26 protein-coding genes, 1 tRNA gene and 6 pseudogenes are annotated in these 23,537 nt (G+C 45.3%); 27 read left to right on the top strand and 6 right to left on the bottom strand.

What is annotated here, in order from left to right:
• Positions 1-93: 93 nt before the first annotated feature.
• Positions 94-894: a helix-turn-helix transcriptional regulator gene (locus DW757_RS11815; protein ID WP_002575858.1), complete on the bottom strand. Its 801-nt coding sequence runs from the start codon at positions 892-894 to the stop codon at positions 94-96.
• A gap of 16 nt (positions 895-910) precedes the next feature.
• On the opposite strand from DW757_RS11815, the pseudogene DW757_RS17740 reads away from it, so the two are divergent.
• The 9 genes and pseudogenes from DW757_RS17740 to DW757_RS11775 form a co-directional block, all read left to right on the top strand.
• Positions 911-1,180: pseudogene (locus DW757_RS17740) on the top strand (DNA methylase); the annotation flags it as partial.
• 9 nt (positions 1,181-1,189) lie between these two features.
• Positions 1,190-1,618 (top strand): PcfB family protein, encoded by a 429-nt coding sequence (locus tag DW757_RS17735; protein ID WP_243033638.1) that lies wholly within the window; start codon positions 1,190-1,192, stop codon positions 1,616-1,618.
• Positions 1,615-1,914: pseudogene (locus tag DW757_RS11805) on the top strand (type IV secretory system conjugative DNA transfer family protein); the annotation flags it as partial. The gene DW757_RS17735 and the pseudogene DW757_RS11805, both read left to right, overlap by 4 nt.
• A gap of 32 nt (positions 1,915-1,946) precedes the next feature.
• Positions 1,947-3,821 carry a recombinase family protein gene (locus tag DW757_RS11800; protein WP_022030171.1) on the top strand — a complete coding sequence of 625 codons (1,875 nt, stop codon included), beginning with the start codon at positions 1,947-1,949 and terminating at the stop codon, positions 3,819-3,821.
• Between the two features lie 78 nt (positions 3,822-3,899).
• The gene (locus DW757_RS11795) at positions 3,900-4,094 is read left to right on the top strand and encodes a transposon-encoded TnpW family protein (protein WP_022030172.1); all 195 of its coding nucleotides are present in this window, start codon (positions 3,900-3,902) and stop codon (positions 4,092-4,094) included.
• 133 nt (positions 4,095-4,227) lie between these two features.
• Positions 4,228-4,524: a hypothetical protein gene (locus tag DW757_RS11790; protein WP_022030173.1), complete on the top strand. Its 297-nt coding sequence runs from the start codon at positions 4,228-4,230 to the stop codon at positions 4,522-4,524.
• 185 nt (positions 4,525-4,709) lie between these two features.
• On the top strand, positions 4,710-5,543 hold the full coding sequence (locus tag DW757_RS11785) for a methyltransferase domain-containing protein (RefSeq protein WP_002584969.1): 834 nt from the start codon (positions 4,710-4,712) through the stop codon (positions 5,541-5,543).
• Between the two features lie 131 nt (positions 5,544-5,674).
• Positions 5,675-5,970 (top strand): annotated as a pseudogene (locus DW757_RS11780) (DUF3847 domain-containing protein).
• A gap of 239 nt (positions 5,971-6,209) precedes the next feature.
• Positions 6,210-6,584: pseudogene (locus DW757_RS11775) on the top strand (MobA/MobL family protein); the annotation flags it as partial.
• Here DW757_RS11775 and DW757_RS11770 read toward each other — a convergent pair.
• The 3 genes and pseudogenes from DW757_RS11770 to DW757_RS11760 all read right to left on the bottom strand — a co-directional run.
• Positions 6,582-7,004 (bottom strand): annotated as a pseudogene (locus tag DW757_RS11770) (relaxase/mobilization nuclease domain-containing protein); the annotation flags it as partial. The pseudogenes DW757_RS11775 and DW757_RS11770 overlap by 3 nt on opposite strands.
• On the bottom strand, positions 6,965-7,294 hold the full coding sequence (gene mobC, locus DW757_RS11765; protein WP_002584958.1) for a plasmid mobilization relaxosome protein MobC: 330 nt from the start codon (positions 7,292-7,294) through the stop codon (positions 6,965-6,967). The gene mobC and the pseudogene DW757_RS11770, both read right to left, overlap by 40 nt.
• Positions 7,295-7,495: 201 nt before the next feature.
• Positions 7,496-7,852: a helix-turn-helix transcriptional regulator gene (locus DW757_RS11760; RefSeq protein ID WP_002584957.1), complete on the bottom strand. Its 357-nt coding sequence runs from the start codon at positions 7,850-7,852 to the stop codon at positions 7,496-7,498.
• A 398-nt stretch (positions 7,853-8,250) separates the two neighbouring features.
• Between DW757_RS11760 and DW757_RS11755 the strand changes: the two genes are divergently transcribed.
• A complete protein-coding gene (locus tag DW757_RS11755) occupies positions 8,251-8,436 on the top strand; it encodes a cysteine-rich KTR domain-containing protein (RefSeq protein ID WP_003431289.1) in 186 nt (61 codons plus the stop codon).
• 16 nt (positions 8,437-8,452) lie between these two features.
• The gene (gene rlmN / locus DW757_RS11750) at positions 8,453-9,436 is read left to right on the top strand and encodes a 23S rRNA (adenine(2503)-C(2))-methyltransferase RlmN (protein WP_002584956.1); all 984 of its coding nucleotides are present in this window, start codon (positions 8,453-8,455) and stop codon (positions 9,434-9,436) included.
• Between the two features lie 143 nt (positions 9,437-9,579).
• Here the strand turns inward: rlmN and DW757_RS11745 are convergent, their stop codons facing one another.
• On the bottom strand, positions 9,580-10,557 hold the full coding sequence (locus DW757_RS11745) for an IS5 family transposase (RefSeq protein WP_118751785.1): 978 nt from the start codon (positions 10,555-10,557) through the stop codon (positions 9,580-9,582).
• A gap of 488 nt (positions 10,558-11,045) precedes the next feature.
• Between DW757_RS11745 and DW757_RS11735 the strand changes: the two genes are divergently transcribed.
• The 16 genes from DW757_RS11735 to DW757_RS11670 all read left to right on the top strand — a co-directional run bounded on the left by DW757_RS11735 (position 11,046) and on the right by DW757_RS11670 (position 22,483).
• Complete coding sequence (locus DW757_RS11735) at positions 11,046-11,483, top strand: sigma-70 family RNA polymerase sigma factor (RefSeq protein WP_002604474.1); 438 nt, start codon at positions 11,046-11,048, stop codon at positions 11,481-11,483.
• A 544-nt stretch (positions 11,484-12,027) separates the two neighbouring features.
• A complete protein-coding gene (locus tag DW757_RS11730) occupies positions 12,028-12,387 on the top strand; it encodes a DUF4180 domain-containing protein (RefSeq protein WP_087016715.1) in 360 nt (119 codons plus the stop codon).
• A 650-nt stretch (positions 12,388-13,037) separates the two neighbouring features.
• Complete coding sequence (locus DW757_RS11725; protein ID WP_242969746.1) at positions 13,038-13,496, top strand: hypothetical protein; 459 nt, start codon at positions 13,038-13,040, stop codon at positions 13,494-13,496.
• A 125-nt stretch (positions 13,497-13,621) separates the two neighbouring features.
• On the top strand, positions 13,622-14,524 hold the full coding sequence (locus DW757_RS11720; RefSeq protein WP_118751783.1) for a helix-turn-helix transcriptional regulator: 903 nt from the start codon (positions 13,622-13,624) through the stop codon (positions 14,522-14,524).
• A 32-nt stretch (positions 14,525-14,556) separates the two neighbouring features.
• The gene (locus DW757_RS17410; RefSeq protein ID WP_168934159.1) at positions 14,557-14,730 is read left to right on the top strand and encodes a hypothetical protein; all 174 of its coding nucleotides are present in this window, start codon (positions 14,557-14,559) and stop codon (positions 14,728-14,730) included.
• 29 nt (positions 14,731-14,759) lie between these two features.
• Complete coding sequence (locus DW757_RS17405) at positions 14,760-14,918, top strand: hypothetical protein (RefSeq protein WP_168934158.1); 159 nt, start codon at positions 14,760-14,762, stop codon at positions 14,916-14,918.
• A gap of 42 nt (positions 14,919-14,960) precedes the next feature.
• Complete coding sequence (locus DW757_RS11715) at positions 14,961-15,410, top strand: hypothetical protein (protein WP_118751782.1); 450 nt, start codon at positions 14,961-14,963, stop codon at positions 15,408-15,410.
• 211 nt (positions 15,411-15,621) lie between these two features.
• Entirely contained in the window at positions 15,622-15,987 is a 366-nt protein-coding gene (locus DW757_RS11710; protein WP_118751781.1) for a helix-turn-helix transcriptional regulator, read from the top strand.
• Between the two features lie 276 nt (positions 15,988-16,263).
• Positions 16,264-17,640: a BTAD domain-containing putative transcriptional regulator gene (locus tag DW757_RS11705; protein ID WP_118751780.1), complete on the top strand. Its 1,377-nt coding sequence runs from the start codon at positions 16,264-16,266 to the stop codon at positions 17,638-17,640.
• Between the two features lie 167 nt (positions 17,641-17,807).
• Positions 17,808-18,251, top strand: coding sequence for a helix-turn-helix transcriptional regulator (locus DW757_RS17730; protein ID WP_243033636.1), 444 nt, complete (start codon positions 17,808-17,810; stop codon positions 18,249-18,251).
• Positions 18,252-18,779: 528 nt separating this feature from the next.
• Entirely contained in the window at positions 18,780-19,187 is a 408-nt protein-coding gene (locus DW757_RS11695) for a type II toxin-antitoxin system PemK/MazF family toxin (protein WP_022512288.1), read from the top strand.
• 6 nt (positions 19,188-19,193) lie between these two features.
• Positions 19,194-19,430, top strand: coding sequence for a helix-turn-helix domain-containing protein (locus DW757_RS11690; protein WP_022512287.1), 237 nt, complete (start codon positions 19,194-19,196; stop codon positions 19,428-19,430).
• Between the two features lie 118 nt (positions 19,431-19,548).
• Entirely contained in the window at positions 19,549-20,175 is a 627-nt protein-coding gene (locus tag DW757_RS11685; protein WP_022512286.1) for a helix-turn-helix domain-containing protein, read from the top strand.
• Positions 20,176-20,179: 4 nt separating this feature from the next.
• The gene (locus tag DW757_RS11680) at positions 20,180-21,553 is read left to right on the top strand and encodes a site-specific integrase (RefSeq protein ID WP_118751778.1); all 1,374 of its coding nucleotides are present in this window, start codon (positions 20,180-20,182) and stop codon (positions 21,551-21,553) included.
• Positions 21,554-21,634: 81 nt separating this feature from the next.
• On the top strand, positions 21,635-21,940 hold the full coding sequence (locus DW757_RS11675) for a hypothetical protein (protein ID WP_022512284.1): 306 nt from the start codon (positions 21,635-21,637) through the stop codon (positions 21,938-21,940).
• Between the two features lie 466 nt (positions 21,941-22,406).
• Positions 22,407-22,483: transfer RNA gene (locus DW757_RS11670), tRNA-Arg, on the top strand.
• 348 nt (positions 22,484-22,831) lie between these two features.
• On the opposite strand, the pseudogene DW757_RS11660 reads toward DW757_RS11670, so the two are convergent.
• Positions 22,832-23,521: pseudogene (locus DW757_RS11660) on the bottom strand (tyrosine-type recombinase/integrase); the annotation flags it as partial.
• Positions 23,522-23,537: the final 16 nt, after the last annotated feature.

Here is a 23,537-nt window from a genome sequence, read left to right as displayed (position 1 = left end):
AATCCCCCTAAAATAGACTTTTGGTTTTTCCTTGGTCTACTTTAGAGGGATCATATCAGTTCTGAAAAACCAGAACCGCCGTTCAGGCATTTTTTATCTTCGTCCTCTCTGCGGTTTTGGATTCTTCAGCAAGTCGGATTTTTCCGCAATCTTTTTCAGCCACTTCCGTTCTTCTACTGACAGCTTCCTAAAATTCAGCTTGAGCCGTTTGCAGATAAACGCCAAGTACGCTTGTTCCGTGTCGCTGTCCTGGCTGACGATTTCACCAGCAGTTTCCAGCATTTCTTTTAGCGGGTTATCCTCTGGGACGCTGAAAAAATCGTCCTTGTGTGTTTCCCGCAGAGCAAGGGCAATCCCGTTTATGTCCCGTTGTATCACATAGCGGCAAAACTCGTCCTCATCAATATGGGCGGTGATAAGCTGTCTTAACTGCGTATCACTCATGCCAGGATTATGCTTTTTTATAACAGTTGCGCTCATCGTGTCCACTATGGCGTTTGCACCCTGCGCCTGTTTCAGTGCCGTTCCGTTCACATAGATTTCAAGGTCAGCCATCAGCCGGGGGAAATCCGGGTGCGCCGCCAGCTCACACAGCAGGGTATTGTCTATCCTCCCGCTTTTCAGCAGGTCAATCATTTCATCACTCAAACGCAGGTCTGCAAGATCGGCGTTTGGGTGATTTTTCATTTCAGACAGCCCCAGCAGATAATCAGCGGTCACACCGTAAAACTTCGCCAGCCGGATAAGGGCATAGTGGCTGATGTCCTTGAAGTCTTCCGTTTCGTAACTGCCCAGCGCAGACTTGGAAAGCCCGGTCTGCTCCGCAAGCTGCCCCAGCGTCAAGCCACGCTCCACACGTAGGTCTTTTAATCGCTCTTGTATGGATAAAGACATATTCACCCTCCTTGCTAGCACAAGAATTTATAATATCTACCTCAAGTATATTGCTCCAGAGGACATTCATGTTTACTCCATTGACGAGGTGTTTATTGACCTCACCCACTACCTTTCTTCTTCCGGTCTGAATGCTCGTGAATTTGCAAAACGGATGATTCAGGATGTTTTGGAAACGACCGGTATAACTGCAACAGCCGGTATTGGTACGAATATGTACCTTGCCAAAGTTGCCATGGACATCGTTGCAAAGCATATTCCGGCTGATGAAAACGGGGTTCGTATATACGTCAAAGTGGGAAAAGGCGCGGCGCGGCTTACCGAACAGGCGTTACAGAAAGCAATCCAAAAGTTTTTGGAGCAGAAAAGCAAACCCGCGCATGGGAAACAGACCATGCGGCAGCTTATGAAGCAGAACGCGGGTGTTTCCAACATCGAGATCACCGACAGCAATATTAAAGCCTTTGAGAGTACGGCGAAGAAATACAACATAGATTTTTCGCTAAAAAAGGTTAAGGGCGAGCAGACCCGTTACCTTGTGTTTTTCAAAGGCCGGGACGCGGACGTTATGACCGCAGCGTTTCAAGAGTTTTCCGCAAAGAAGCTGAACCGGGAGAAAAAGCCCTCTATCCGCAAAGCCCTTGCCGCTGCAAAGGACAAGGCGAAGCAGCTTAACGCCGCCCGCGACAAGGTAAAGAAAATGGACAGGGGGCGCGAGATATGAAGCAGATCAACTACAAAAAGCTGATACTTCCGAATATCCCCTATGTGTTCTTTGTCTATCTCTTTGATAAAGTCGGACAGGCGGTGCGGCTTGCCCCCGGCGCGGATATTTCTGCAAAGATACTGAATATCACACAAGGATTTTCCGCAGCCTTTGAAAACGCCTTGCCGAGCGTTTACCCGTTGGATTTGCTTGTCGGCATTGTCGGTGCGGTGATTATCCGCTTGATAGTCTATGTCAAAGGGAAAAACGCGAAGAAATACCGCAAGGGCGCGGAGTACGGCTCTGCCCGATGGAGTGCATAATTTTAAGTGTAAAGGAAGCCTATATGGACGCACAGGAGGTTATGCACATGACTGATTATAGTAAAATTACAGCCCTTTACTCCCGCCTTTCCGTGGGCGACGAGGACAGGGACGGCGGTGAGAGTAACTCGATACAGAACCAAAAAATCTTTTTGGAGAACTACGCCAGAGGGCAGCACTTAACCAATATCCGGCACTACATTGACGATGACGAAAGCGGCAGATTTTTTGACCGTTCTGCCTACTCCCGCATGATGGACGATGTAGAGAACGGGAAAATCGGTGTCTGCATTATGAAAGACCTGACACGCTGGGGGCGTGACTATCTCCAAGTCGGCAATGCGATGGAGATATTCAGACGGAACAATGTGCGCTTTATCGCAGTCAACAACGGGATAGACAGCGAAAAGCCCGATACATTGGAGTTTGCGCCCTTTATCAACATCATGTCGGAGTGGTACGCAAAGGACATCAGCAAGAAAGTAAAGACCGGCATTAAGACGAAGGGCATGAGTGGAAAGCCGATTGCCACCGAAGCCCCCTATGGCTATGTCAAATCCCCGGACAACAAGGATTTTTGGATTATCGACGAGGAAGCCGCCGGAGTTGTTCGTTTGATTTTTCGCCTGTTTCTGGACGGAAAAAACCGAAACCAAATTGCCGTATATCTCACGCAGGCGCAAATCCCAACGCCCACATTCTACATGAAAGAGCGCGGGCGGGGAACCTGTAAAAACAGGGCGCTCAATGAGGCCAACCGCTATAAGTGGAACAAAGCCACCCTGACCCATATCCTCACACGGCAGGAGTATTGCGGTGATGTTGTCAACTTCAAGACCACAAAGCACTTCCGCGACAAGCGGAACCACTATGTAGACCGGAGCCAATGGCAGATAACCGAAAATGTGCATGAGCCGATTATTGACCGCACCGACTTTGAAACCGTACAGCGGATTTTGGAAAATGCGCCCGTCAAACGCCCCAACGGGGACGGGGAAATCCACCCTTTGTCGGGCTTGCTTTTCTGTAAGGATTGCGGTGCGAAAATGCACATTCGCATAGATTATCGGAATGGCGGCAAGCGTCATGTTGCCTATTGCAGCGAGTACCACAAGGGAAAAGCCAAAAACCCCAAATGCAATTCCCCGCACATCATTGACGCGGATTTGCTCATGCAGACCATCGCGGAAGTGCTGAAGAAAATCGAGGACTATTCTATCAGCAACTGGGCGGAATTTGAAGCCTTAGTGAAAAAGAACCTTGCCATGCAGCAGACCGACAAGACCAAGAAACAGCAGAAGCGTATCCCGCAAATCACGACGCGCCTTGAACAGATTGACAAGGTGCTGAACAAGCTCTATGAGGACAACGCCCTCGGCACGATCCCGCAAGACCGCTATGAGCAAATGTCGCAGAAGTATTCAGAAGAATACTATGCGCTGAAAGCGGAGCTTGCCGAGCTGCAAGAGCAGCTATCCGCTTTTGAGAACGCGGGCGGACGGGCGCAGAAGTTTTTGAAGCTGACGGAACGCTACGCTGCCTTTACCGACCTGACCCCCGCCATTCTCAACGAGTTTATCAGCCGGATTGAAGTGCATGAGCGCGACAAGAAAAGGGCAAAACAAGCCATTCAGCACATCGGGATATATTTCAACTATATCGGCAAATTTGAGAACGAAGTGACACAGCTTACAGAGCCAACGGAGCAGGAAATCCGGCAAATGCGGGAGAAAATCGAGGAAGCCCAAAAGGAAAAGAGCCGCGCCTACCACCGGCAGTATTCAAGGGAGTACCGGGCGCGTAACCTTGAAAAGCGACGGGAGTATGACCGCATGAAAGCACGGGAATACCGGGCAAAGAAAAAGGCACAGGAAGCCGCCGCAGCACCCGCACAGTAAAACCGAATACTGACAACCAAGAGGGATTTTCCGGGCTACGGGAAATCCCTCTTTTGCACCCAGAGAAAGGAGCCGCCTATGGCAGAACAGAACGGGACACCTCAATCCCCCGACAGTGTTATCACGACACAGAGGGACGGACAGACCATCGTTGCGGAGTTGTTTTTCAACCACAGCGGCACAGAAACATTCCGCGACAAGCTGCTCAAAGTGATACTTGCCGACAGCTTGCAGGACGGTCAAGAGCCGGAAAAAACGAAAATCACGCGATAGGAACCGCCCGGACGAAGAATGGTTCGCCGGGGCGGTTTCTATTTGAAAATCCCCATTTTCCCCAAGTCAAGAGCCGGGAAAATTCCCTCAAAAATGCCCCTCTCTCCAAACGAGGGCGCAGAAAGGAGAGTTTATGCGAACAGGGCTTCCCAAGCAAAAAAAGATCACAGACATCTGGTTTGATGAGAAAGACCCGTTGATCCATATCCGTACCCACAACACCGACTTGAAGAAGCGGCTTGCCGCCTATGCCGAGCAGCACCCCGATGTGTGCCGCCAGACCGACGCAGACCCGGAAACGGGCTGCATGGAGTTTGACATTGAGAAAGGCCGCTTCTCTTTCCGTCTGACCGCCCCATACAGCGAGGAACGGCGGGAAGCGGCGCGGCGGTATGCCAGAGAGAGCAACGTCGCCGACAGGCTGAAATAGAGTTGAAATGTTCATAGTTTTGTGCTATACTTTTTCTAAAAGCAGAGTAATACTGCGGAATTGATTGGAGGACAACACAATGGTTACATTTATGAGATTAAGATAAAACCGCGAGTTATGTTGCGGTTATCCGTATTGCATAACTCGCTTATTGAAGCAGAGATGTAATTACGGAGGAAAAACAAATGAATAATAATTTATCACGCTTTGCAGACAGCAAGGTTTATTTTCAATGCCCAATTTGCACAAAATCAATGGATATACAAGGCAATAGCCTAATTTGTAGACATGGACATTGCTTTGATATTTCAAGATATGGGTATGTAAATTTGTTGTTAAAATCATCGCCCAAAACCAACTACAGCAAGCGGTCTTTTGACAACCGGCACCAAATTTTGGAGTATGGCATGTATGATGTTGTGTTGGAGAAAATCATACAGTTTATTTCTGATACGCCATCTATAAGAAACATTTTAGATGTTGGTTGCGGCGAGGGTTTCTATGCAAGGCAGATACAGCAAAGAACAGAACGAAACATCTTTGCCTTTGACTTGTCAAGGGAGGCAATACAGATTGCATCAAAAAAAGACAAGCGCAAAGCAGTGAAGTGGTTTGTTACTGACTTATCAAAAATCCCTTTGAAAGACGGAAGTATGGATTGTATTTTAGACATATTTTCGCCTGCACACTACAAAGAATTTCAGCGATTGCTATCTCCTAACGGATATGTTGTGAAAGTAATTCCTACGAAAAATCATTTGAGGGAAATCAGGACTAAAGTGCAAGCACACTTGAAAAATCCAGATTATTCAAATGAGTCTGTCGTTGAATATTTTGAGAAATATCTTAAAACCATTTCAAGAGAAACGGTTTCAGCCACCGTACAGTTGTCATCAGAACAAAGAATGTCGTTTATTGAAATGACGCCGCTTCTCTTTTGCGTTGAAAAAGATTGCGTTGATTGGCGTACTCTCACACATTTGACAATCGAAGCTGATGTTTTAATAGGAATGTATTAAAGGGCGTATTGATATTTAATATTCCCATTTATTGAGCAGAACGTAGTAAACCAAACACCCTAATCAAAAGGACAGCCGAGGAAATCGACTGTCCTTTTTCTATGCCGACAGGTAGAAAGGAGTGACCACCCATGACGAAACCGAGAGAAAAAAACGCGAGGAATTGCAAGCCGAGATTGAGGACGGGAAGAAGAAAATCCGGCAGCTTGAAAATCGGGAAAAGGTGTTGCGGCAAAAGTTATCCCAAGAGGAACGCAGGACGCGCAGCCATCGGCTGATCGTCCGGGGTGCGGTCTTTGAGAGCATTGTGCCAGAAGCAAAGACCATGACCGACGAAGAAGCCGCCGCCTTTCTCCGGCTTGCCCTGACGAGCGAGGAAGCGCGGGGCTATCTGAAAAAACGCACCGAGGGCGGGAAAAGCGAATAATCCCTTTGGTACAAAGGGCGCACTTATACACCCTTACGGGTGCGTGCGCTCTGCCGAGGGCTTGTCGGCACAGAGAGAAAGCCGCTTGCTTCCCTCTCTGACCGACATTGGCGGCTTTGCCGCAACAAGGGGCTGCACCCCTTGCGCCGCTTACGCGGCTATCCCTGCACACCCACAAAAACAGTATACCAGCCTTTGGCGTCTGTACCATTTTTGCGGGTTTTCATTTTATCCGGGAGGTGATACCCATAGCCATCTATCATTGTAATATCAGCATTGTCAGCCGGGGCAAGGGCAAATCAGCCGTTGCCGCAGCCGCCTACCGAAGCGGCGAAAAGCTGACAAATGAGTGGGACGGAATGACACACGACTACACCCGCAAAGGCGGTGTTGTCCATACGGAAATTATGCTGCCACCCCACGCCCCGCCCTCTTTCTCTGACCGTTCAACCTTGTGGAACAGCGTGGAGCTTTACGAGAAAGCCGGGAACGCCCAGCTTGCCAGAGAGATTGACGCGGCGCTCCCCATAGAGTTATCCAGAGAGGAACAAATCCGGCTTGTCCGGGAATACTGTTCCTCTCAATTTGTTTCCAGAGGAATGTGCGTTGATTATCCTGTCGCTGGTGCGCCGGATAGCGTGATAGCTTTGCTTGTTGGAATGGTACTTTTTGTAGTCAACAAAGCTAACCGCATTGAAAATCAGGTGATTATGCAAATGTTCTTTATCAACGTGAGTTGTCAAAACAAACTCATACTTGCCGCCTAACACCGCTTGCGCAAGTTCCATGCCGATTTTGTGCGCTTCTTCCGGTGTGGTTTCTCCCACCGCAAAGGATTGTATCAAGTGCCGCCCTAAATGTGTGCCGCGATCTCCGGCAGCTTCCCGCGTCCATGCAAACTCTATATCGGCGGTTTCCAGCCCGCAGACGAAAGAGGACGCAAGCAGTTTCCCGTCCGTCTTTTCGGGATTTAAGATATAGTCTATCGCAGCCTTTAAGGTTGATTTAATAGGGTGCGTCTTTGTAACCGCCATATCTCGTCCACCGCCTTTTTAATGTCCTCTATATCCTGCCTGTAAACCGTCCCCGTCGCATTGGCGCGTTTTGCAATTTGGTTGATGTTCCGGCTCACCGCTTGCAGTTCCCGGATATATGCTTTTGTGTCGCTTCGGTCAACGACAAGAATATACCCGTCTATCGCCATTTTACGGAAGTATGCCCCATACTGCTTTATGGGAAGCTGCTTCATCTTCTCGTCGATCAGCCGCTTTTCTTCTTCCGTAACGTAAAACTTCATCTGTATATTTCTCTTTCGGTTTTCCATTTCCGCACCGCCTTTCGGTATAAGGGTTTGGGATTATCCCAACAAGCATTTTCCGCAAACGGGTACTCGTTTGCTGTGCTTGCTATCTACTCCATACCCCCACCGAAAGGCGGTATTTGTTGCGCGTTCCTTTGATTTTGGACGCAAAAAAAGATTGCAGCCGCCATGCGCTGCAATCTCCCGATTTCTCATATTGTGAGGTTAATCCTCTGCTTTTTCGACTTCCGTTATCTCCCTTGCTGTTGCGGTTACAATCCGTATGCCTTTATCGCTCATACCGTCCAGCAGCGCGTCAAGCTGCCGCCGCCCGGTGGATTTCTCCGCATTGCTGTTCGGGAAGAAAAATTGATCTACCGAAATATGATACCGGGTTACAAGGTCATAGAATACCTGTAAACTCGGCTGTTGTCCCTTGTTCTCGATATTCGCAAGGTAGCGCGGGGAAATATATAACTCGTCGCTTACCTTTTTGCGGCTCTCGCCGTATTCATTTCTCGCGGCTTTTATAGCTGCCCCGAAAGCCTTAAAGTCGTACAATGGTACGGGTCTTTTTGCCATTTTCATTCACCCTGTTACATTTTACAGTTCACCTTTCTTTTTGGATATGTCCACACAATTCATATCATTAGGTTAAATACTTCCTGTTGTGTATTGACAGTAGACTGATTTTCTGATAAAATAAAATTTATGTAAAAGGAGGCGGCGTTTATGTTGCATAGCATGCGTATTAGATAAGCATTGAAAAAAAGGATTTTCCCATTTTCAACATGGGCTTTTTTGTCATGCTTATTTTGCGGATGCTATACAAAAAACTAACGACGTATAGATATAGTATAGACATAGTGCAAGCTATGCCTTAGTTTTGTTGTACTGCTCTGTGCATTATAAATGCAGGTCAATGCTCATGTTGAGGATTGACCTACATTTTTTTGTGTAAAAAGGACGAGTGAAATATAATGCTTAAAAAATATTGGATAAAATGTCCGATTTGTAACGGAAAGACGAGAGTTCAAGTATTTCATAATACTGTATTAAAAGATTTTCCTCTTTTCTGCCCTAAATGCAAATTGACGCATATCATTGATGTAGAAAAATTAGAGATTGTAATCAAAAATACAGAAAAACAAACTTTTATTATTTAGAAGAAAGGATATAAAAATGAAACGTTTACCTAAATATACGCCTGCGGAAGTACGGAATGATCCATACGGATTTACTTACAAAGAAATGTCGGAAGTTATTGGCGAGAATGAAGCAAAAGCCTTATATGAAGAATTATATAAGCAATTACCACGCAAAAAAAATCTATCAATGTTGGTAAAAAATATTTGCAAAAGCAGTGATACTGAAAAGTATGTTTACGAACTGAAAGACAACAAATACATTGAAACGGTTTTTATCAAGCGGCGAGATGGTGGAACTGTTTGCGTGAGCACACAAGTCGGTTGTCCTGTTGGTTGTATTTTTTGTGAGTCCGGGCGAAATGGCTTTGTTCGTAATCTAACATCGTCAGAAATCGTACAACAGATTATATTGTTGCGTCGAAAAGTAAACCGTATCGTTTTTATGGGTATGGGAGAGCCTTTATTCAATTATGACAACTTGATAAAAGCAATCCATATTCTCCGAGATAGATATGGGCTCAACTTTCCAACCGACGGCATTACCATATCAACAGTTGGTCCGGTCGATCAATTAAAAAAATTGCGCGAGGAACATCTTAAAATTCAGTTGACAATATCTTTACACGCAGCAACACAATCTGCAAGAAATCGTATTATTCCTCACATGCGCATATATGCTATTGAAGATGTTGTTAAGCAAGCCTTATCCTATTCTGAAAGGCATAATCGCAAAATTGTCTTTGCGTATTTGCTTTTACCGGGTATAAATGACCGGCCCTCAGATGTAAGACAACTTGCAAAATGGTTTCGGGGCAAAAAAGTTATGATTAACGTGTTACAATACAACCCAACAAGCAATTCAAGAATTAAAGCACCACAGAAACGGGAAATAGTTGCATTCAAACATCAATTAGAGCAAGCAGGACTTGAAGTTACTATGAGAGTTTCTCATGGCAGAGAGATTAACGCGGCTTGTGGACAGTTAGCTAACACATATAATAAATTCAAAAAAAAATGATTAAAAGTGCCAGACGCATAGACGCAGAGCCGATAACGCATTAGGGCAACACCGCACAAATAGCGTATAGGGAGAGCCATAGTAAGCTCGTCTGTAGGGCAGCCAGTATTATCCCCTCAGTTCTCCTGGCAGGGCGCATCAACTCAGGCTGCCAGGCAGGGCCTGTCAGCCAAAATCAGGTTCGCCAAAGCGAACAGCATATTCAATTTAGCGGTCTGCTTCCGCAGGCCCCGGTACCGTGTCTTTCGGTATCGGAACCGACCCTTGACGACCGCAAATACGTGTTCCACTTTAGCGCGAATAGATGACTTTTCGTGCTCCCTGCGCTTGAGCTGGCCCTGTGCCCCGGTTGGTTTCTTCCTGATTTGAGAAGGGCGGCGGTTAATCCTGTAGCGGATGCGCCTTCCCTGGCGATTCCTTCGGATGCTATCCTCCCGTTTGTCCGCACCAAGATACCCGCTGTCTCCATAGACACTTTCTTCGTCACCGGTCAGCAGCCTGGAGGTCATAACGACATCATGGGTATTGGCCCCAGTCACCTCAACGGTGTGGACCAGACCGGTATCCATGTCCACTCCAACGTGCGCCTTGTAGCCGAAGTGCCATGTGTTTCCCTTCTTCACCTGATGCGCGTCCGGGTCCCGCTGCTTTCCCTGATTTTTTGTGGAGGATGGCGCTGCAATGATCGTGGAGTCCACAATGGTCCCTTTTTTGAGGATAAGTCCTCTTTGCTGCAAAAGCTCCACTACCTGGCGGAACAGCTTCTCCTGCAGCCCATTGCGTATCAGCAGATTCCGAAAACGCCCCAGTGTATCTCCATCCGGCACCTGGTTGCTGGAGTCTACTCCGCAGAACTCCGAAAAGGCACGGCTGTCTATGACCTCAGCCACCGTTGCTTCGTCCGCCAGATCATACAGGTTTTGCAGCAGATAGATCCTCAGCATACGTTCCAGATCGTAGGGCTTATTGCCGCGTTCCCCCTTGTAGTAGTACGGCCTGATGAGTGTGAGCCACTCTCCCCACGGGACGATGCGTTCTATCTGCGATAGAAATTCTTTTTTCTTTGTCCGTACCTGCGCCAATTCATCGCTCAGGCCAGACAGACTTACTTGCTTATCCATGCCTATATTTTACCACACTTGCCTTTATTCCGCATCTTTTCTGTGCGGTATTGCCTTAGGTCAAAAAACCTATGTGTTATCGGCTTTTTTATTTAATATTGCGCAAAAGCCGCTGTTCCCTATTATAGAATGGATTGCGGGTAGTGTATTAAAGTCGCCCTTTTTTAAGGATACGGCGGTATCGGGGAGGTATCGCCGTGTCCATTTTTATTTACTGTAACCCGCCTAATGCTTTGCGGTCAAAAAAAGCTATGCTCCGCAAGCGGGATATTCCGGCTATGAATGTGAACTGTCAATACATTTAGCTACTGCTTACATTTCCTTTGCGCCCGTCCGCGTCTTGCGGACGGGCGCATTTTGCTTTTTTCAACTTTTTTCTGAAAAGCGCACTCAAGAGCCATCTCCCGAACGGGTACGGAGCGAAAGGGGCAGAGAGGACAAGCCCTTAACTCCCGTCCTCTACTCCACGCGGGAAGGAGGTGAACTCTATGGAGCTATCTTCTTCCGACAAGGAAAGAATACAACATCAGTACGACGCATTAGCAAAGAAAACTTTGGTCGGCGAAGCGAAAAGCCACCGCCGCACTCTTGCGAAACGCGCAGCACGCGAAGTTACTTTTTCGGATTTGAGCGAAAGCGAACTCGCGCAGCTTTTCACAACGGACGAATACGAAAGCGATTATTTCCGTTTTCAAGTGTCCGGCTTTGATGTACTCGTCAAAAATGAACTGCTTGCCGAAGCCCTTAACGCTTTGCCCGAAAGGAAACGCGACATTATCCTTTTGTCCTACTTCTTGGATATGAGCGACGCGGAAATTGGCGAACTGCTGAATGTTGTACGCACGACGGTTTTCCGGCACAGGAAATCCGCGCTTGCGAAAATCAAACAGTATTTGGAGGGAAAAGCAGATGATGAATACCGTTAGCTTATATTCAAATGGGATAATACCCTCTTGATTGATAGATTGATATTTAATTAGATTGTTATTTGATTCTTTGGTATTTCTTTTATTTAGTATTCAATTGTGCGGGATTTTCCGTGTACGGTTTTCCCGTGAACGGATTATCCGTAAGCGAGTTTTCCGTATACGGATTTTCCCTGTGCGGATATTGCCCATACGGAGAAGTCGAAAAACAACTCATTTAGCCTTTGAGCGCCGTTTGTCGGAGTAGGAATACCCGGGATATGGCAAGCCGTCCAAAATCCGCTTATAGCGAAAGAAACCCCCCAAAATCAACCCTTATCCTGACAGTTAGCGATTTGTCAAGTTGCTATTCTCGAAAAGAACATTTTGAAAATGGGGGACTTAAGTCCCTCTTGGTTGCTGCAAAGCACTGAAGCTGGAGGTGGTCAAGGGTGCCGTAGGCAAATTACTTTCTGAGGCAAGCAAGCTTGAAAGCGACTTTCTTTGTGTGCTATAACTGGATTAAATGGGGCGATAAATCCTAATTTGGAGGAGAAAACTATCAATGAACATAGAAAAAATAGAGAAGAACGGTACTATCTGCGCGGTTGTCCGTAGTGATGAGGTTGTGGTTACAGATCCGCAGTCTGCTCTTGACTTGCTAATGACAGCAAAGTACGATGTTGGGACAAAGAATATAGTGATTGATAAACGATTGATAAAAGAGGATTTCTTCATTCTTAGTTCCGGCTTTGCGGGCGAGATTCTCCAGAAGTACGTGAACTATGGCGGACGTATCGCTATTTATGGTGATTATTCACATTACACCAGCAAGCCATTGCACGATTTCATCTATGAGAGCAATAAAGGACATGATGTGTTTTTTGTTGCCACAGAGGATGAAGCGATAAAATGTTTGTGCTGATAAAGGCAAATTTGTCGGGGAGCTGAATAAGACGGGGCATGACCAGTTTTCACCAGGCCATGCCCTGTTGTATATATGTCTCCTTTCCCTCTGCTGATTGTCACTTTGCCAAAAGTGAACCGTCAGCCGGTAGTAATGTAGTAGGCGGTGTAATCCCCCTTATACAGTACATCCCAGTAATTTTTCCTCTCTATCCCTACTGTAAAACCTAAAGCCGTCTGCTCCATCATTCTATTAAATAGGCACAGAAGCAGATGTTTTTTTCAAATCATGCTGCCCATCAAGATTGATAGATTGATATTTAATTAGATTGTTACTTGATTCTTTGGTATTTCTTTATTTAGTATTTATTTGTGCGGGATTTTCCCTGTGTGGTTTTTCCTTGTGTGGATTTGCCACATCTGGATTATCCACGTGTGGATATTCCCTATGTGGAGGGGCGGAGAAATACTTGATTCGCGCTCTGAGCGGCGTTTTCCTATGTGGGAATTCGGAATATGGCAAGCCCTTCAAAAGCCGCTTACAGCGAAAGAAAATGCCCAAAATCGACCTTTATCCTGACAGTAAATCGTTCTGTCTATCCACCCATTTAGGGCAAAGAAAACCGCCTGTCCCACAGACCGATTCACTCGGCCACAGGGACAGACGGTTTGGATTTTCTGATTGCTCACGCACTGATGGTTTTGTGTCATTCTTTATTCAAGGTTGTCATTGAAAAAGTAATCCAGGGAACCTATGACAAGAAAGGTTTACCGGATGATTGGGCTGAGTTCATGGAGTCGGTGTTTGACTTTATGACCTTCTACGGTTGGGGCGAAATTATGAACCCAGCCGTCTATGGAAAAGTGCGGCGGTGTGGCAACGACATTATCTATTGTAGCGTAACCTTTGACGAAGGATATAAGAGCTATTATTACATAGCCGATGACGACTCAATCGAGGTTGGTGATTATGTGATTGTTCCTGCTGGTAAAGACAACCATGAAGCTACTGTTGAAGTGGTGAAGAAAGAATATTTTGCAGCGGACGAAGTGCCGCTGCCGATGGAAAAGACAAAGCATATTATCCGGAAATGTACGAAAGATGATTTTGATTTACCTAAAGAATAATGAAAATTTGAATTTATTGCTCTACTTAAGAGAGAATTTGGGCTATGGAGCCAGATTCTACTTTCGAGGGGTGTGATTTCTTCCCTACAAAGGGTACTATCACATCAAACGAAGGAGGTAATCACATGGATCTAATTAAAATTGGAAAGTATATAGCCGGCAAAAGAAAAGAACTGGGTATGACACAAAAGCAGCTCGCTGAGAAATTGGGCATGAGCGATAAGTCAGTTTCTAAGTGGGAACGAGGAGTTTGTCTTCCAGATGTATCTGTGTATTCTGATCTCTGCCTGATCCTCGGCATCAGCATCAATGAGTTCTTAGCCGGTGAGGATATTGCTCAAGAGAATATTGAAAGGAAATCTGAAGAGAACATCATCGGAGTTGCAACTGACAGTAAGCACAAGCAGAGAAGACTGAAGGCTGTAATCTGTGCATTGCTGATCATATCAATTCTTGCAGTATCTGTAATTGGTGCAGCTTTATATCGCGCGAACAAGCCGATGAACTTTATTGCACCCGTTTCCGAGGATAGTGTAGAAATGCAGACAGTGAAACTGCTTGCAGGATCTGACGGAGCAAATGTTTATAAATTCACTACAACCGATGAATACACCCTCCTTAATATTTATATTTCAGAGTACCAGGCGGGAGAACTGGTAAACAAGGAACGTATGGGGATTGGATTTGAAGGGATTGGGTCCCCGAAAAACGGAGAGATTATCATTGTCCCGGATTATGAGCATGCAGTGATAAAACTTGTCATTTCAACGGATGAGGGCTCTAAGTTTTCCACTGAGCTGCCTATTATGGAAGGCGTAGAGGATAAAGAATACTACGGTAGATCACAAAGCCGAATTGAGGGTGAAACTAAAATCCTTTATGACATCGAACAGCCACTGGTTGGAATGATTTACGATAATGACGAGATGTATGTGATTGATCTTTATGATTTACTGTCAGGAGAAACTGATTCATTGTCGAAGAACGATTATATGTATCTTTTCTCTTATGAATTCTGCAAGGAGTAAGAAATTTGAATTTGACAAAGGAGTGTGATTTTATGAACGGTATCAAAAATATGCTTCTTGGTATTGCAATTATGTTGGCGGTAATTGTATTCCATTTGTTCTGTGCAAATGATGGTCTTTGGACAGATTTTATTGCAATTATTGGCTTGATTTTCGTTATCAAAGGATATAACACAAAAGATACCGATAATGAATCAACCGAGTGAATTCCAATTTGACAAAGGAGTGTGATTATATGAATAAAGCGATTGTATCTTCCATCATTGCCATTGTTTTAGGATACCTCGGCAGTGCTTTGGGATATGAGATTATGAATTGGCCGCAACTTGGCCCAATTCTTGCGATTGTTGTAATGGGGTCTGCCATTCTTACCTCCTTGGAAAAGGATAAGTAATTAGCCGCCAAATTCCAGTTTGTAGATTTGAGGAGGTGCGGTATGAGCAATTCAAACAACACGCACAAATACGACGATATAATCAATCTGCCGCACCATACTTCACCCCAAAGGCCACGTATGGCGATGATTGACCGTGCGGCTCAATTCTCACCGTTTGCGGCTCTGACTGGATACGATGCAGCAGTCAAGGAAACCGCCAGACTGACCGAGGATCGGGTTGAGTTGGATGAGTATGAGAAATCGGCTCTTAATGATCGGCTTCAGATCGTTCAGGAAAGGCTGCCAGATACTCCGGTAATCGCCATTACATATTTTGTCCCGGATGAAAGAAAGTCTGGCGGCGCATATTGTACGGAAATGGGAATCATCAAAAAAATCGACTATTATGAGCGAACCGTCATTATGCGGAGCGGTACACACATCCCAATCGACGAAATAATTGGTATCGAGGGAGACTTATTCAATCAGTTAGATGGAAACATGATATAGAAAGAGAAGCAGCAAATAAGGAAGTCCACAAAACCGGTCTGATATATCGGTGCGTGGGCTTCCTTTTTTTGAAATAATCAGTGAACATACAATTAAATTTATTCTGCCGAAATTTGCCTGTATAGGCATTATCGCCCTATACAAAATCGACATTTAGGCAATTAGCCCATAGAATAAAAACCACAGACTCGGATGGGAGGTGATCGGAACGATGGACGTAAATGAAGTGGATTATATCAAAATTGGGCAGCGTATCAGAGCAGCTCGATTGAAATTGGGCTGGCAGCAGGCAGAGGTTGCTTTTCGTGCAGGACTGACTACTTCTCACATGAGCCATATCGAAACGGGGCAAACCAAAGTGGCTCTACCGACTATCGTAAAGATTGCTAACACATTGTCTGTTTCTGTCGATGAATTGTTGTGTGATAGTCTGGAACAGGTGAAGCCTGTTTATGACAAGAAAATTGCAGAGGAACTGGCAGACTGTGATGCCGCAGAGCTGCAAGCGATGTTGGAGATTATACATACAACAAAGACTGTGATTCGCAAGAATCGAAAAGTCACCTATGCACCTTAATAACAAAGGCATCTTGGAATTACTGCTTCTGAGCAAGACACACCAGCTAACCTGTGCAAACAGGTCAACTCCTGTGAATGCCCGTTGAGTATATCAGTAATAACTGAATACAGATTGCATTTCATATAGCAAGTTGTCTTGACTGCCGGTATCAAACTGATATGACAGCCAAAACCAAAAACCAGATTAAGCAAGCCGCAGAGCTGTCATGATCCGTAATGGGTCAGTGGTGCTTTGCGGCTTTTTTTCTATAATCAGCATAAGGAGGGATTCGTTATGGAACAAACCAGGAACTGTGGAAATAACGGATTTGATATGTATAATATCGGAGACAGGTGTGAGTACGTTCAATATGCAATAGAGATTGAGCGTACTCTACATAATATGCAGAAGGAATTAAACACCTGCATTGACCCCAGAAAAGCAGCCATGCTCATCATGCGTGTCGCAACGGAGTTTTACGATGCAGACTGGTGCGGCATTCTTGATGTGGATATGGAGATTGGCGTCTGGACGCCAATCTGGTGGTATGACACAGAATTTGGAGAAATGGCGCAGACCAAGTTTGAAGAATTTGAACTATCAGAGAAATACGGGCGCTGGATACAATGCTTAAGAGATCATGAGCCAATCATTGTCCCTGATGTTGAAGCCATCAAAGAAGAAATGCCGGATGAATATATGCTTTACCGTAGGCTGGATGCCAATGCGGTTATGGCGGTTCCTTTTTGGAAAGGACCGACTGGTTTTCTCACTCTGCGAAACGCAAAGAAATATAAGAATCAAACCGGTTTTCTGCGAATGCTGAACTATGCTGTTATTTCTTCACTGAACGAATACTTCCTGCTGGAAACGAGAAAACTGACCATCATTTCTCCGAGAATTACAAATGCCACCGATGTTTATATCAGTTTATTTGGGGAACTCAAAATTACAACTGAAAAAGGTGTCCTGACGGAGCAGGAACTGAAATCGCCTAAGATAGCGAGGCTTCTGGTGTATCTGCTTTTGAAAGGGAAAATGACAGCTTCCCCACGGGAAATCGCTTCGGCAATCTGGCCGGGTGAAGATATTGAAGCTACGGTTAAAAATATAAAGGGACTGGTCTACCGATTCAGACAGACGTTTGAATTGCTATCCGATCACCGCCTGATTGAGTCTACTCCGACGGGGTATCAAATCAATCCCCGGTTGAATGTGTTTACAGACTTTCAGCTGTTTGATAAAAAGTGGAGTATTGCGATGAAAGCAGCTGATCATAAAGAAAAAGTTGAGTTTCTGAAAAAAGCAATAGATTTGTATCAGGGACCGTTGTTCGGTTCTGCACGGGATGAGCATTGGATTATGTCCAAAGTGGTAGCTTTTGAGTACCGCTATCTGGGTGCTGTATGCGAACTGATGAAAACGCTTGATCTGGGACGTGATTACGTCTGTATCCAGCACTATGCTTCTAAAATGCTTCTGATTGCACCACACAGCATTGATGGCTACTATTGGATGATTTACGCAATGTTTCAGTTGGATCATCCAGAGATGGCACGAGGAGAGCTGCGGATGGCACAGCGCAATCTCTTAGAGGAGGAATACGACGAGCTGATCGAAAGATTGAAAGTTGCCGGTTTTTCTCGGTGTTATGGCATAACACCGGCGTAACACCAGTAAAAACCATCATAACACCCGATTTTTCCCATAACACCATCATAACACCGTCATAACACCGATACGAACCGTCATAACACCGGTTATAACACCCTCGCCAGTTATGTTTTCAGGGCAAGAGCAAAATTGCCTTAGAAAATGTAACTGGCGGGGGTATTTTTTTGAATCAGAATCAGCGCAACAGCGCACCTGTTCTTGCAAGAAATTGTGAGATCGGGTGCGCTTCTTTTATTTCAGGGGATATTCCCCGCAATCATTCTCCTCCCGGCTTCTTGGAATTTTCATTTTCAAAATTTCAAGAAATCGGAGGAAACGATATGTATTACGACCAGAAAGAAAGCGGAAAAAGAATTGCCGCACTTAGAAAAGAAAAAGGAATGACACAGGAGCAGCTTGCTGAAAAATTGAACATCAGTACAAGTACCCTTGGGAAAATCGAAAGAGGTATTCAGGGATTCTCCATTGATCTGCTGATTGAAATTGGTATCTTCTTTGGTATTTCAACTGACTACATACTTATTGGCTGCGAGATTCGCAATTATGAAGCTGCAAAGGAATTGGATTCCGTTATAAATCAGTTGGTTGCTTTGAAGATGAAATTATAAAATCCGCCGTATCACGGTGGGTATCCGCCGTGAGAGGTCATAAAAAACGAATCGTGAAAACAGTACAATTTAGACACAGCCAAAGAGAAAGGCTGCTTGTTCCTTGAAAACTGAATAGACAATCATCGAATACGTTCCTGCTGTCGGTGCGAAAGCATCAGCCACATCAGCGGTACGCCGTGACGTATCGGAAAGAGAAACAGAACGACTATTTTCTTATATTGACGCAGTAGTCTCTCATCCGGTGCCAGCGATCAATACCGGCTCGTAAATATTGGGTTGCTACCAATACGGCAATGAAAACAGTCAGGGTTAATGATACTTCTCTACGGAGCTGGCGGAGAACCCGGCAGAGGTTAGATTCCTATGGAGCTGATTCGCAATCAGCCGTTCGATGGTTCCCTGAGGGCAACCGTCCTCTTTCCCAGGGGTGCGTGGCAAATATGGGAAACATAGATTTTGGAATGACTGCCCGATTTATTTCGGGCAGTCGTTTGTTACATACCCAACGAAAGGAGGTCATGGCACATGATGAAAGAAAATTGGGTATATCGCCGTGGCGATATTTATTGCGCTGATCTGGACCCGGTAGTTGGGTCTGAACAAGGTGGCATCAGACCGGTGATTGTAATTCAGAACGATACCGGCAACAGGTATTCTCCCACGCTGATCGTGGCAACGGTCACAACGAAAATCCGCAAGAAGGAGAATATGCCGACCCATCTTTTGATTAGAGACAATCCTGCATTTAAAGAAGCATCTGTTGTGCAGCTGGAGCAAATCCGCACCATTGATAAGCGCAGAATTGATAACTACTTAGGTAAGGTTACGCCCCGTGAAATGGTAGCGATTGAGAAAGCCTTATCCGTCAGCCTTGCAATGGAACAGCTGAAAAAGCGTTCCACAAAACATAAACCGAAGAAAGAAAAGGAGTGAACATAGATGTTTGAAGAAAGAATTGCTGCTATGAATCAGCGTACCGAAGAATCCATTGTAGCCTCCACAGGCCAGTTCGATAAGAGAACATATACCGTTGATGAGATTCAGGACATCCTGGGGATCAGCAGAACAAGCGCATATAACCTCGTGAAAAAGAAAGCTTTTCATAGTGTGCGCATCGGCGGCAGCATCAGAATCTCGAAAAAGAGTTTTGATGAGTGGCTGGATCAGCAAATGTGAGATTTGTCAAGTGTGTCGTACAACCCGGCGACAAACTTCAAAATAAATCAAGAGTTCGATAAAATGTAGCCATGACAAGAAAACACATGGCTACATTTTTTACATAGGAGGTTGTGCGATGGCAGAAACAAGAAAACGAACGAGTATGTCTGTCCCTGAAATGGGCAGGATGCTTGGCCTTTGCAAAACTGAGTCTTACTGGCTCATTAAGAAAAATTACTTCAAGACCATTCTTGTCGGCAACACCATGAGGGTGATGATCGACAGTTTTGAGGAATGGTATGCTAACCAGTTCAAATACCAGAAGGTCGATGGAACCCCTCCCGGTGAGGAACTGAAGAAAACTACATATTCTGTAGAGGAGCTTGGTCAGCGCCTTGGGCTGAAAGAAGCAACTGCCTACGAACTGGTTGCCAAAGGGCATTTTGAAATTGTCGAAGCCTTGGGCAAGCGTAGAGTGACCAAGGCGAGCTTTGAAAGATGGTATGCATCCCAGAGCGATTATCGCACGGTAGAGGATCAAAAACTGGATGCAGACATTGTGGCATCCACCTACGGTCTGCCGGAAATGGCAAGAATGCTTGGGGTACATCGTCAGACCATCTACTATATTGTTGCCAATGGCGATTTTGAGCTTATCAAGGTTGGCAGATATAAGCGAGCTACCAAAGAGAGTTTTGAAAAATGGTATCAGAATCAGACCCGCTACAGATTAGTAGCTGAGGATGGACAGGAAAGGAGATGATTACATGGCATCCATCGTTAAGAGAAAAAAGAAGTATTCTGTGGTCTATACATACACCGATGAGAACGGCAATAAGCGTCAGAAATGGGAAACCTTTGACACCAATGCTGAAGCAAAGAAAAGAAAGCTGCAGGTCGAATATGAGCAGGAGTCGGGAACCTTTATTCCACCCTCTGCCAAGACCGTAAACGATCTTCTGGAAGAATATATGTCTATCTACGGCGTGAACACCTGGGCGATGTCTACTTATGAAAGCAGAAAGAGCCTGATTGCCAATTATATTCGTCCGCTTATCGGTGATATGAAACTGGAGGATGTTTCTCCGAGAATTATGGACAAGTATTACAGAGATTTGCTTACTGTAAAAGCTGTGTCTACGAAGTATGTGAAAGCTCGTAACGAGTATCTAACACCGCATACGGTCAGAGAGATTCACAAGGTTCTGCGTAATGCGTTCAATCAGGCGGTGAAGTGGGAATTGATGACCAGAAACCCCGTAGAACACGCTACGCTGCCGAAAGAAGAACATAAGACCAGAGACATCTGGACAGCGGAAGTTCTTCTGAAGGCTCTGGAAGCCTGCGACGATGATATTCTCCGTCTGGCAATCAACCTTGCTTTCTCCTGTTCTCTGCGAATGGGTGAGCTTCTGGGGCTGACCTGGGACTGTGTAGACATTTCTCCTGCGAGTATCGAACTTGGTCAGGCAAGCATCTTCGTTGAAAAGGAGTTGCAGAGAGTAAATCGTGAAGCGATGGCAGATCTGAACGGAAAGGACATTATGTTCAAGTTCCCGCCGACCTTTGCCAGTACGCACACCGCATTGGTTCTCAAAACACCTAAGACCAAAACCAGTGTCCGCAAGGTATTCTTACCGAAAACCGTAGCGGAAATGTTGGCGCAGCGAAAGGCTGACATCGAAGAATTGAAAGACCTTTTCGGTGACGAGTTCGTAGACTTTAATCTGGTGTTCTGTTCTTCCAATGGCAAGCCGATTGAGGGTCAGGTTATCAACCGTGCTTTCAATAAGTTGATCGAGGAGAACGGGCTGCCGAAGGTGGTTTTCCATAGTCTCCGACATTCCAGTATCACTTACAAGCTGAAGCTGAACGGTGGCGATATGAAATCCGTTCAGGGTGATTCCGGTCACGCACAGGTCAAGATGGTAGCGGATGTTTACTCCCATATCATCGACGATGACCGCAGGCTGAACGCTGAAAGACTGGAAGCTGCTTTTTACTCTGGCAGACAGGCAACACCGGAACCGGTACAGCCGGTCACACAGGAAAGCTCCACCGATGATAAAGAGCTTCTTCTGAAACTTCTGCAAAACCCTGAAATGGCAGCACTCTTGAAGTCGCTGGCAAAGACATTATAGAATTAAAATGGCAGATCCTTTTACATAGCCTTCATAGCTTGTAAAGGGGTCTGCCCTTATTTTTGTTTTTGGGGGTGCAAAATGGATAGAGCATTTATGGACGAGTATTATGATAAAATGCGAGCTGATGATATTGAGGAATTATCAAGCCAGAGGAATGAGGATTATTCCGATAGAGCCGATGATTACAAAGCTGCAAAGCAGGCTCTGCTTGAGGGATTGGGGTTATCGCATTTATTTAGCGGAAACCGCAAACTTACACCAGAAGAAAAAGAACTCTGGTTGTTGTTCGACAGGGTATATGTAACAGAGCTTCTGGCAAGGGATGAATTTGCGAAGGGCGCATATATGCTGGGAGCTGAAGATCGAGAAACTATGCTTCGATAAATACTGTACCTGCTTCGGCAGGACAGGTTACATACAATCATTCGTCCCGAAAAATTCTATGGAATTTCTGATAATTCTGGTTGAAAAATTCGGTTTGAAATGATATATTAAACAGACTTAAATTGGTGTCGTGTGACACCAGCGGCTCCACATGAGAATGAACTGTATTTCCTGTCATTCCGCATAACGAGCAGTTACATAGTGACATTTACTTGCACTTGCAACGTCCACCAAAAATCGAAAGCCTTGCTAATTTCGAGCCAATCGGACGGTGTAAAATCCCTCTGAATTAGCTATCACAGCGTAGTATCAGATAGGATTTGAAATGCTGAAAAACCCTGTATTTCCAAGCATTTTTTAGCATTAGATGTCACTTCCCGATGTCGTATCGGGGCTACTCCTAAGGTTGTGCTCAACCAATCAACTCGAAGCCAAAAGTGATCGTTACCAATTCAATTTCATATAAGTCTCTGTAGCTCAGCAGGATAGAGCGTTCGCCTCCTAAGCGAAAGGCCGTGGGTTCGAATCCCGCCAGGGACGCCAGATTAAACGCCGAAAACCATTGATTTATCAGGGTTTTCGGCTTTTCTTATTTTCTCCGATTGCCTGAACATCCGAAAGATAAGGCCCTTGCTAACGGCCTTGCTAACGCGATTTCCGAGGATTGCAAAGAAAGGCGGCTGCTCTGTGTTCAAAGCCTTCTTTTCATGTCTGCTAATTTTGTTAGCAAGGATCGTGTAGATTTGCAAACAAATCGAGGTGCTTTGCAAACACGACCTCAAAACCTGCAAAAAAACCTGCTAACAAAAAAAGTGATTGGTCATAATACAATCCCGTTCAAAAGAAGAAAGCCCCTCATAAAATGAGAGGCTTTCTTTGCTGGGCCTGCTCTTACAGAGCACTGACAATTTGCTTTAAGAGCGCAGCGGTCTCAGGGTTTTTGAGAAGTTCAAGGATTTTTGCCGTATCACTTTCGGGAGTTGTTGTGCCGGTTTCCTTTTCCTCAATCTCCTGAATAGCTGGTTCTGGAGCTTTCGCTTGAGAATAAAATGCGTCCTCAAACCTCTGTGCGTTAATGCAGCGATCCTCATCAATAATGTGGGAATAAACATCTGCCACCATCTTCATTTGTGCATGGCCAGAATCACCCTGGACTGCTTTCATATCGCCGCCATTCAGTTTGAGTTTGTAAGTAATACTGGAATGCCGGAGAGAATGGAAAACCACATGGGGGAATCCGTTTTCCTTGATGAGCTTGTTAAAGGCCCGGTTGATGATCTGACTTTCCATAGGGCGTCCGTTACTGGTGCAGAACACAAGATCGTTGTCGATGTATTCATCACCGAACAGGTCTTTCAGCTCGTCAATTTCGGCTTTTTTGTCCACCAACATTTTAGCAACCGTCTTGGGAAGGTAGACCCGCCGAATACTGGTCTTGGTCTTTGGTTCTTTCAGAACAAGTGCTGTATGGGTGCTTGCGATACAAGGAGGAAACTTTTTGATTACCCCTTTATCGCTGAGATCATCCAGCGCCCCACGAGTGACACGCTGCAATTCCTTGTTGACGAAAATGCTGGCATTAGATTTTTAAGATCAG

It is taken from the genome of Clostridium sp. AM29-11AC, from assembly GCF_003480545.1.
GTDB classification, from domain to species: Bacteria; Bacillota; Clostridia; order Lachnospirales; family Lachnospiraceae; genus Otoolea; species Otoolea saccharolyticum_A.
The sequence above is the reverse complement of the archived record's forward strand: the minus strand, read 5'-3'. Positions and strand labels throughout refer to the sequence as shown.

Bases quoted from the DNA above. Each gene is read 5' to 3' on its own strand.
- DW757_RS11730 (WP_087016715.1), top strand. From the start codon at position 12,028: ATGAACATAGAAAAAATAGAGAAGAACGGTACTATCTGCGCGGTTGTC.
- DW757_RS11735 (WP_002604474.1), top strand. From the start codon at position 11,046: ATGGAGCTATCTTCTTCCGACAAGGAAAGAATACAACATCAGTACGAC.
- DW757_RS11790 (WP_022030173.1), top strand. From the start codon at position 4,228: ATGCGAACAGGGCTTCCCAAGCAAAAAAAGATCACAGACATCTGGTTT.
- DW757_RS11685 (WP_022512286.1), top strand. From the start codon at position 19,549: ATGGCAGAAACAAGAAAACGAACGAGTATGTCTGTCCCTGAAATGGGC.
- DW757_RS11785 (WP_002584969.1), top strand. From the start codon at position 4,710: ATGAATAATAATTTATCACGCTTTGCAGACAGCAAGGTTTATTTTCAA.
- DW757_RS11695 (WP_022512288.1), top strand. From the start codon at position 18,780: ATGATGAAAGAAAATTGGGTATATCGCCGTGGCGATATTTATTGCGCT.
- DW757_RS11755 (WP_003431289.1), top strand. From the start codon at position 8,251: ATGCTTAAAAAATATTGGATAAAATGTCCGATTTGTAACGGAAAGACG.
- DW757_RS11800 (WP_022030171.1), top strand. From the start codon at position 1,947: ATGGACGCACAGGAGGTTATGCACATGACTGATTATAGTAAAATTACA.
- mobC (WP_002584958.1), bottom strand. From the start codon at position 7,294: ATGGAAAACCGAAAGAGAAATATACAGATGAAGTTTTACGTTACGGAA.
- DW757_RS11720 (WP_118751783.1), top strand. From the start codon at position 13,622: ATGGATCTAATTAAAATTGGAAAGTATATAGCCGGCAAAAGAAAAGAA.
- rlmN (WP_002584956.1), top strand. From the start codon at position 8,453: ATGAAACGTTTACCTAAATATACGCCTGCGGAAGTACGGAATGATCCA.
- DW757_RS11680 (WP_118751778.1), top strand. From the start codon at position 20,180: ATGGCATCCATCGTTAAGAGAAAAAAGAAGTATTCTGTGGTCTATACA.
- DW757_RS11675 (WP_022512284.1), top strand. From the start codon at position 21,635: ATGGATAGAGCATTTATGGACGAGTATTATGATAAAATGCGAGCTGAT.
- DW757_RS11760 (WP_002584957.1), bottom strand. From the start codon at position 7,852: ATGGCAAAAAGACCCGTACCATTGTACGACTTTAAGGCTTTCGGGGCA.
- DW757_RS17410 (WP_168934159.1), top strand. From the start codon at position 14,557: ATGAACGGTATCAAAAATATGCTTCTTGGTATTGCAATTATGTTGGCG.
- DW757_RS11815 (WP_002575858.1), bottom strand. From the start codon at position 894: ATGTCTTTATCCATACAAGAGCGATTAAAAGACCTACGTGTGGAGCGT.
- DW757_RS11745 (WP_118751785.1), bottom strand. From the start codon at position 10,557: ATGGATAAGCAAGTAAGTCTGTCTGGCCTGAGCGATGAATTGGCGCAG.
- DW757_RS11715 (WP_118751782.1), top strand. From the start codon at position 14,961: ATGAGCAATTCAAACAACACGCACAAATACGACGATATAATCAATCTG.
- DW757_RS11705 (WP_118751780.1), top strand. From the start codon at position 16,264: ATGGAACAAACCAGGAACTGTGGAAATAACGGATTTGATATGTATAAT.
- DW757_RS11710 (WP_118751781.1), top strand. From the start codon at position 15,622: ATGGACGTAAATGAAGTGGATTATATCAAAATTGGGCAGCGTATCAGA.
- DW757_RS17405 (WP_168934158.1), top strand. From the start codon at position 14,760: ATGAATAAAGCGATTGTATCTTCCATCATTGCCATTGTTTTAGGATAC.
- DW757_RS11795 (WP_022030172.1), top strand. From the start codon at position 3,900: ATGGCAGAACAGAACGGGACACCTCAATCCCCCGACAGTGTTATCACG.
- DW757_RS11690 (WP_022512287.1), top strand. From the start codon at position 19,194: ATGTTTGAAGAAAGAATTGCTGCTATGAATCAGCGTACCGAAGAATCC.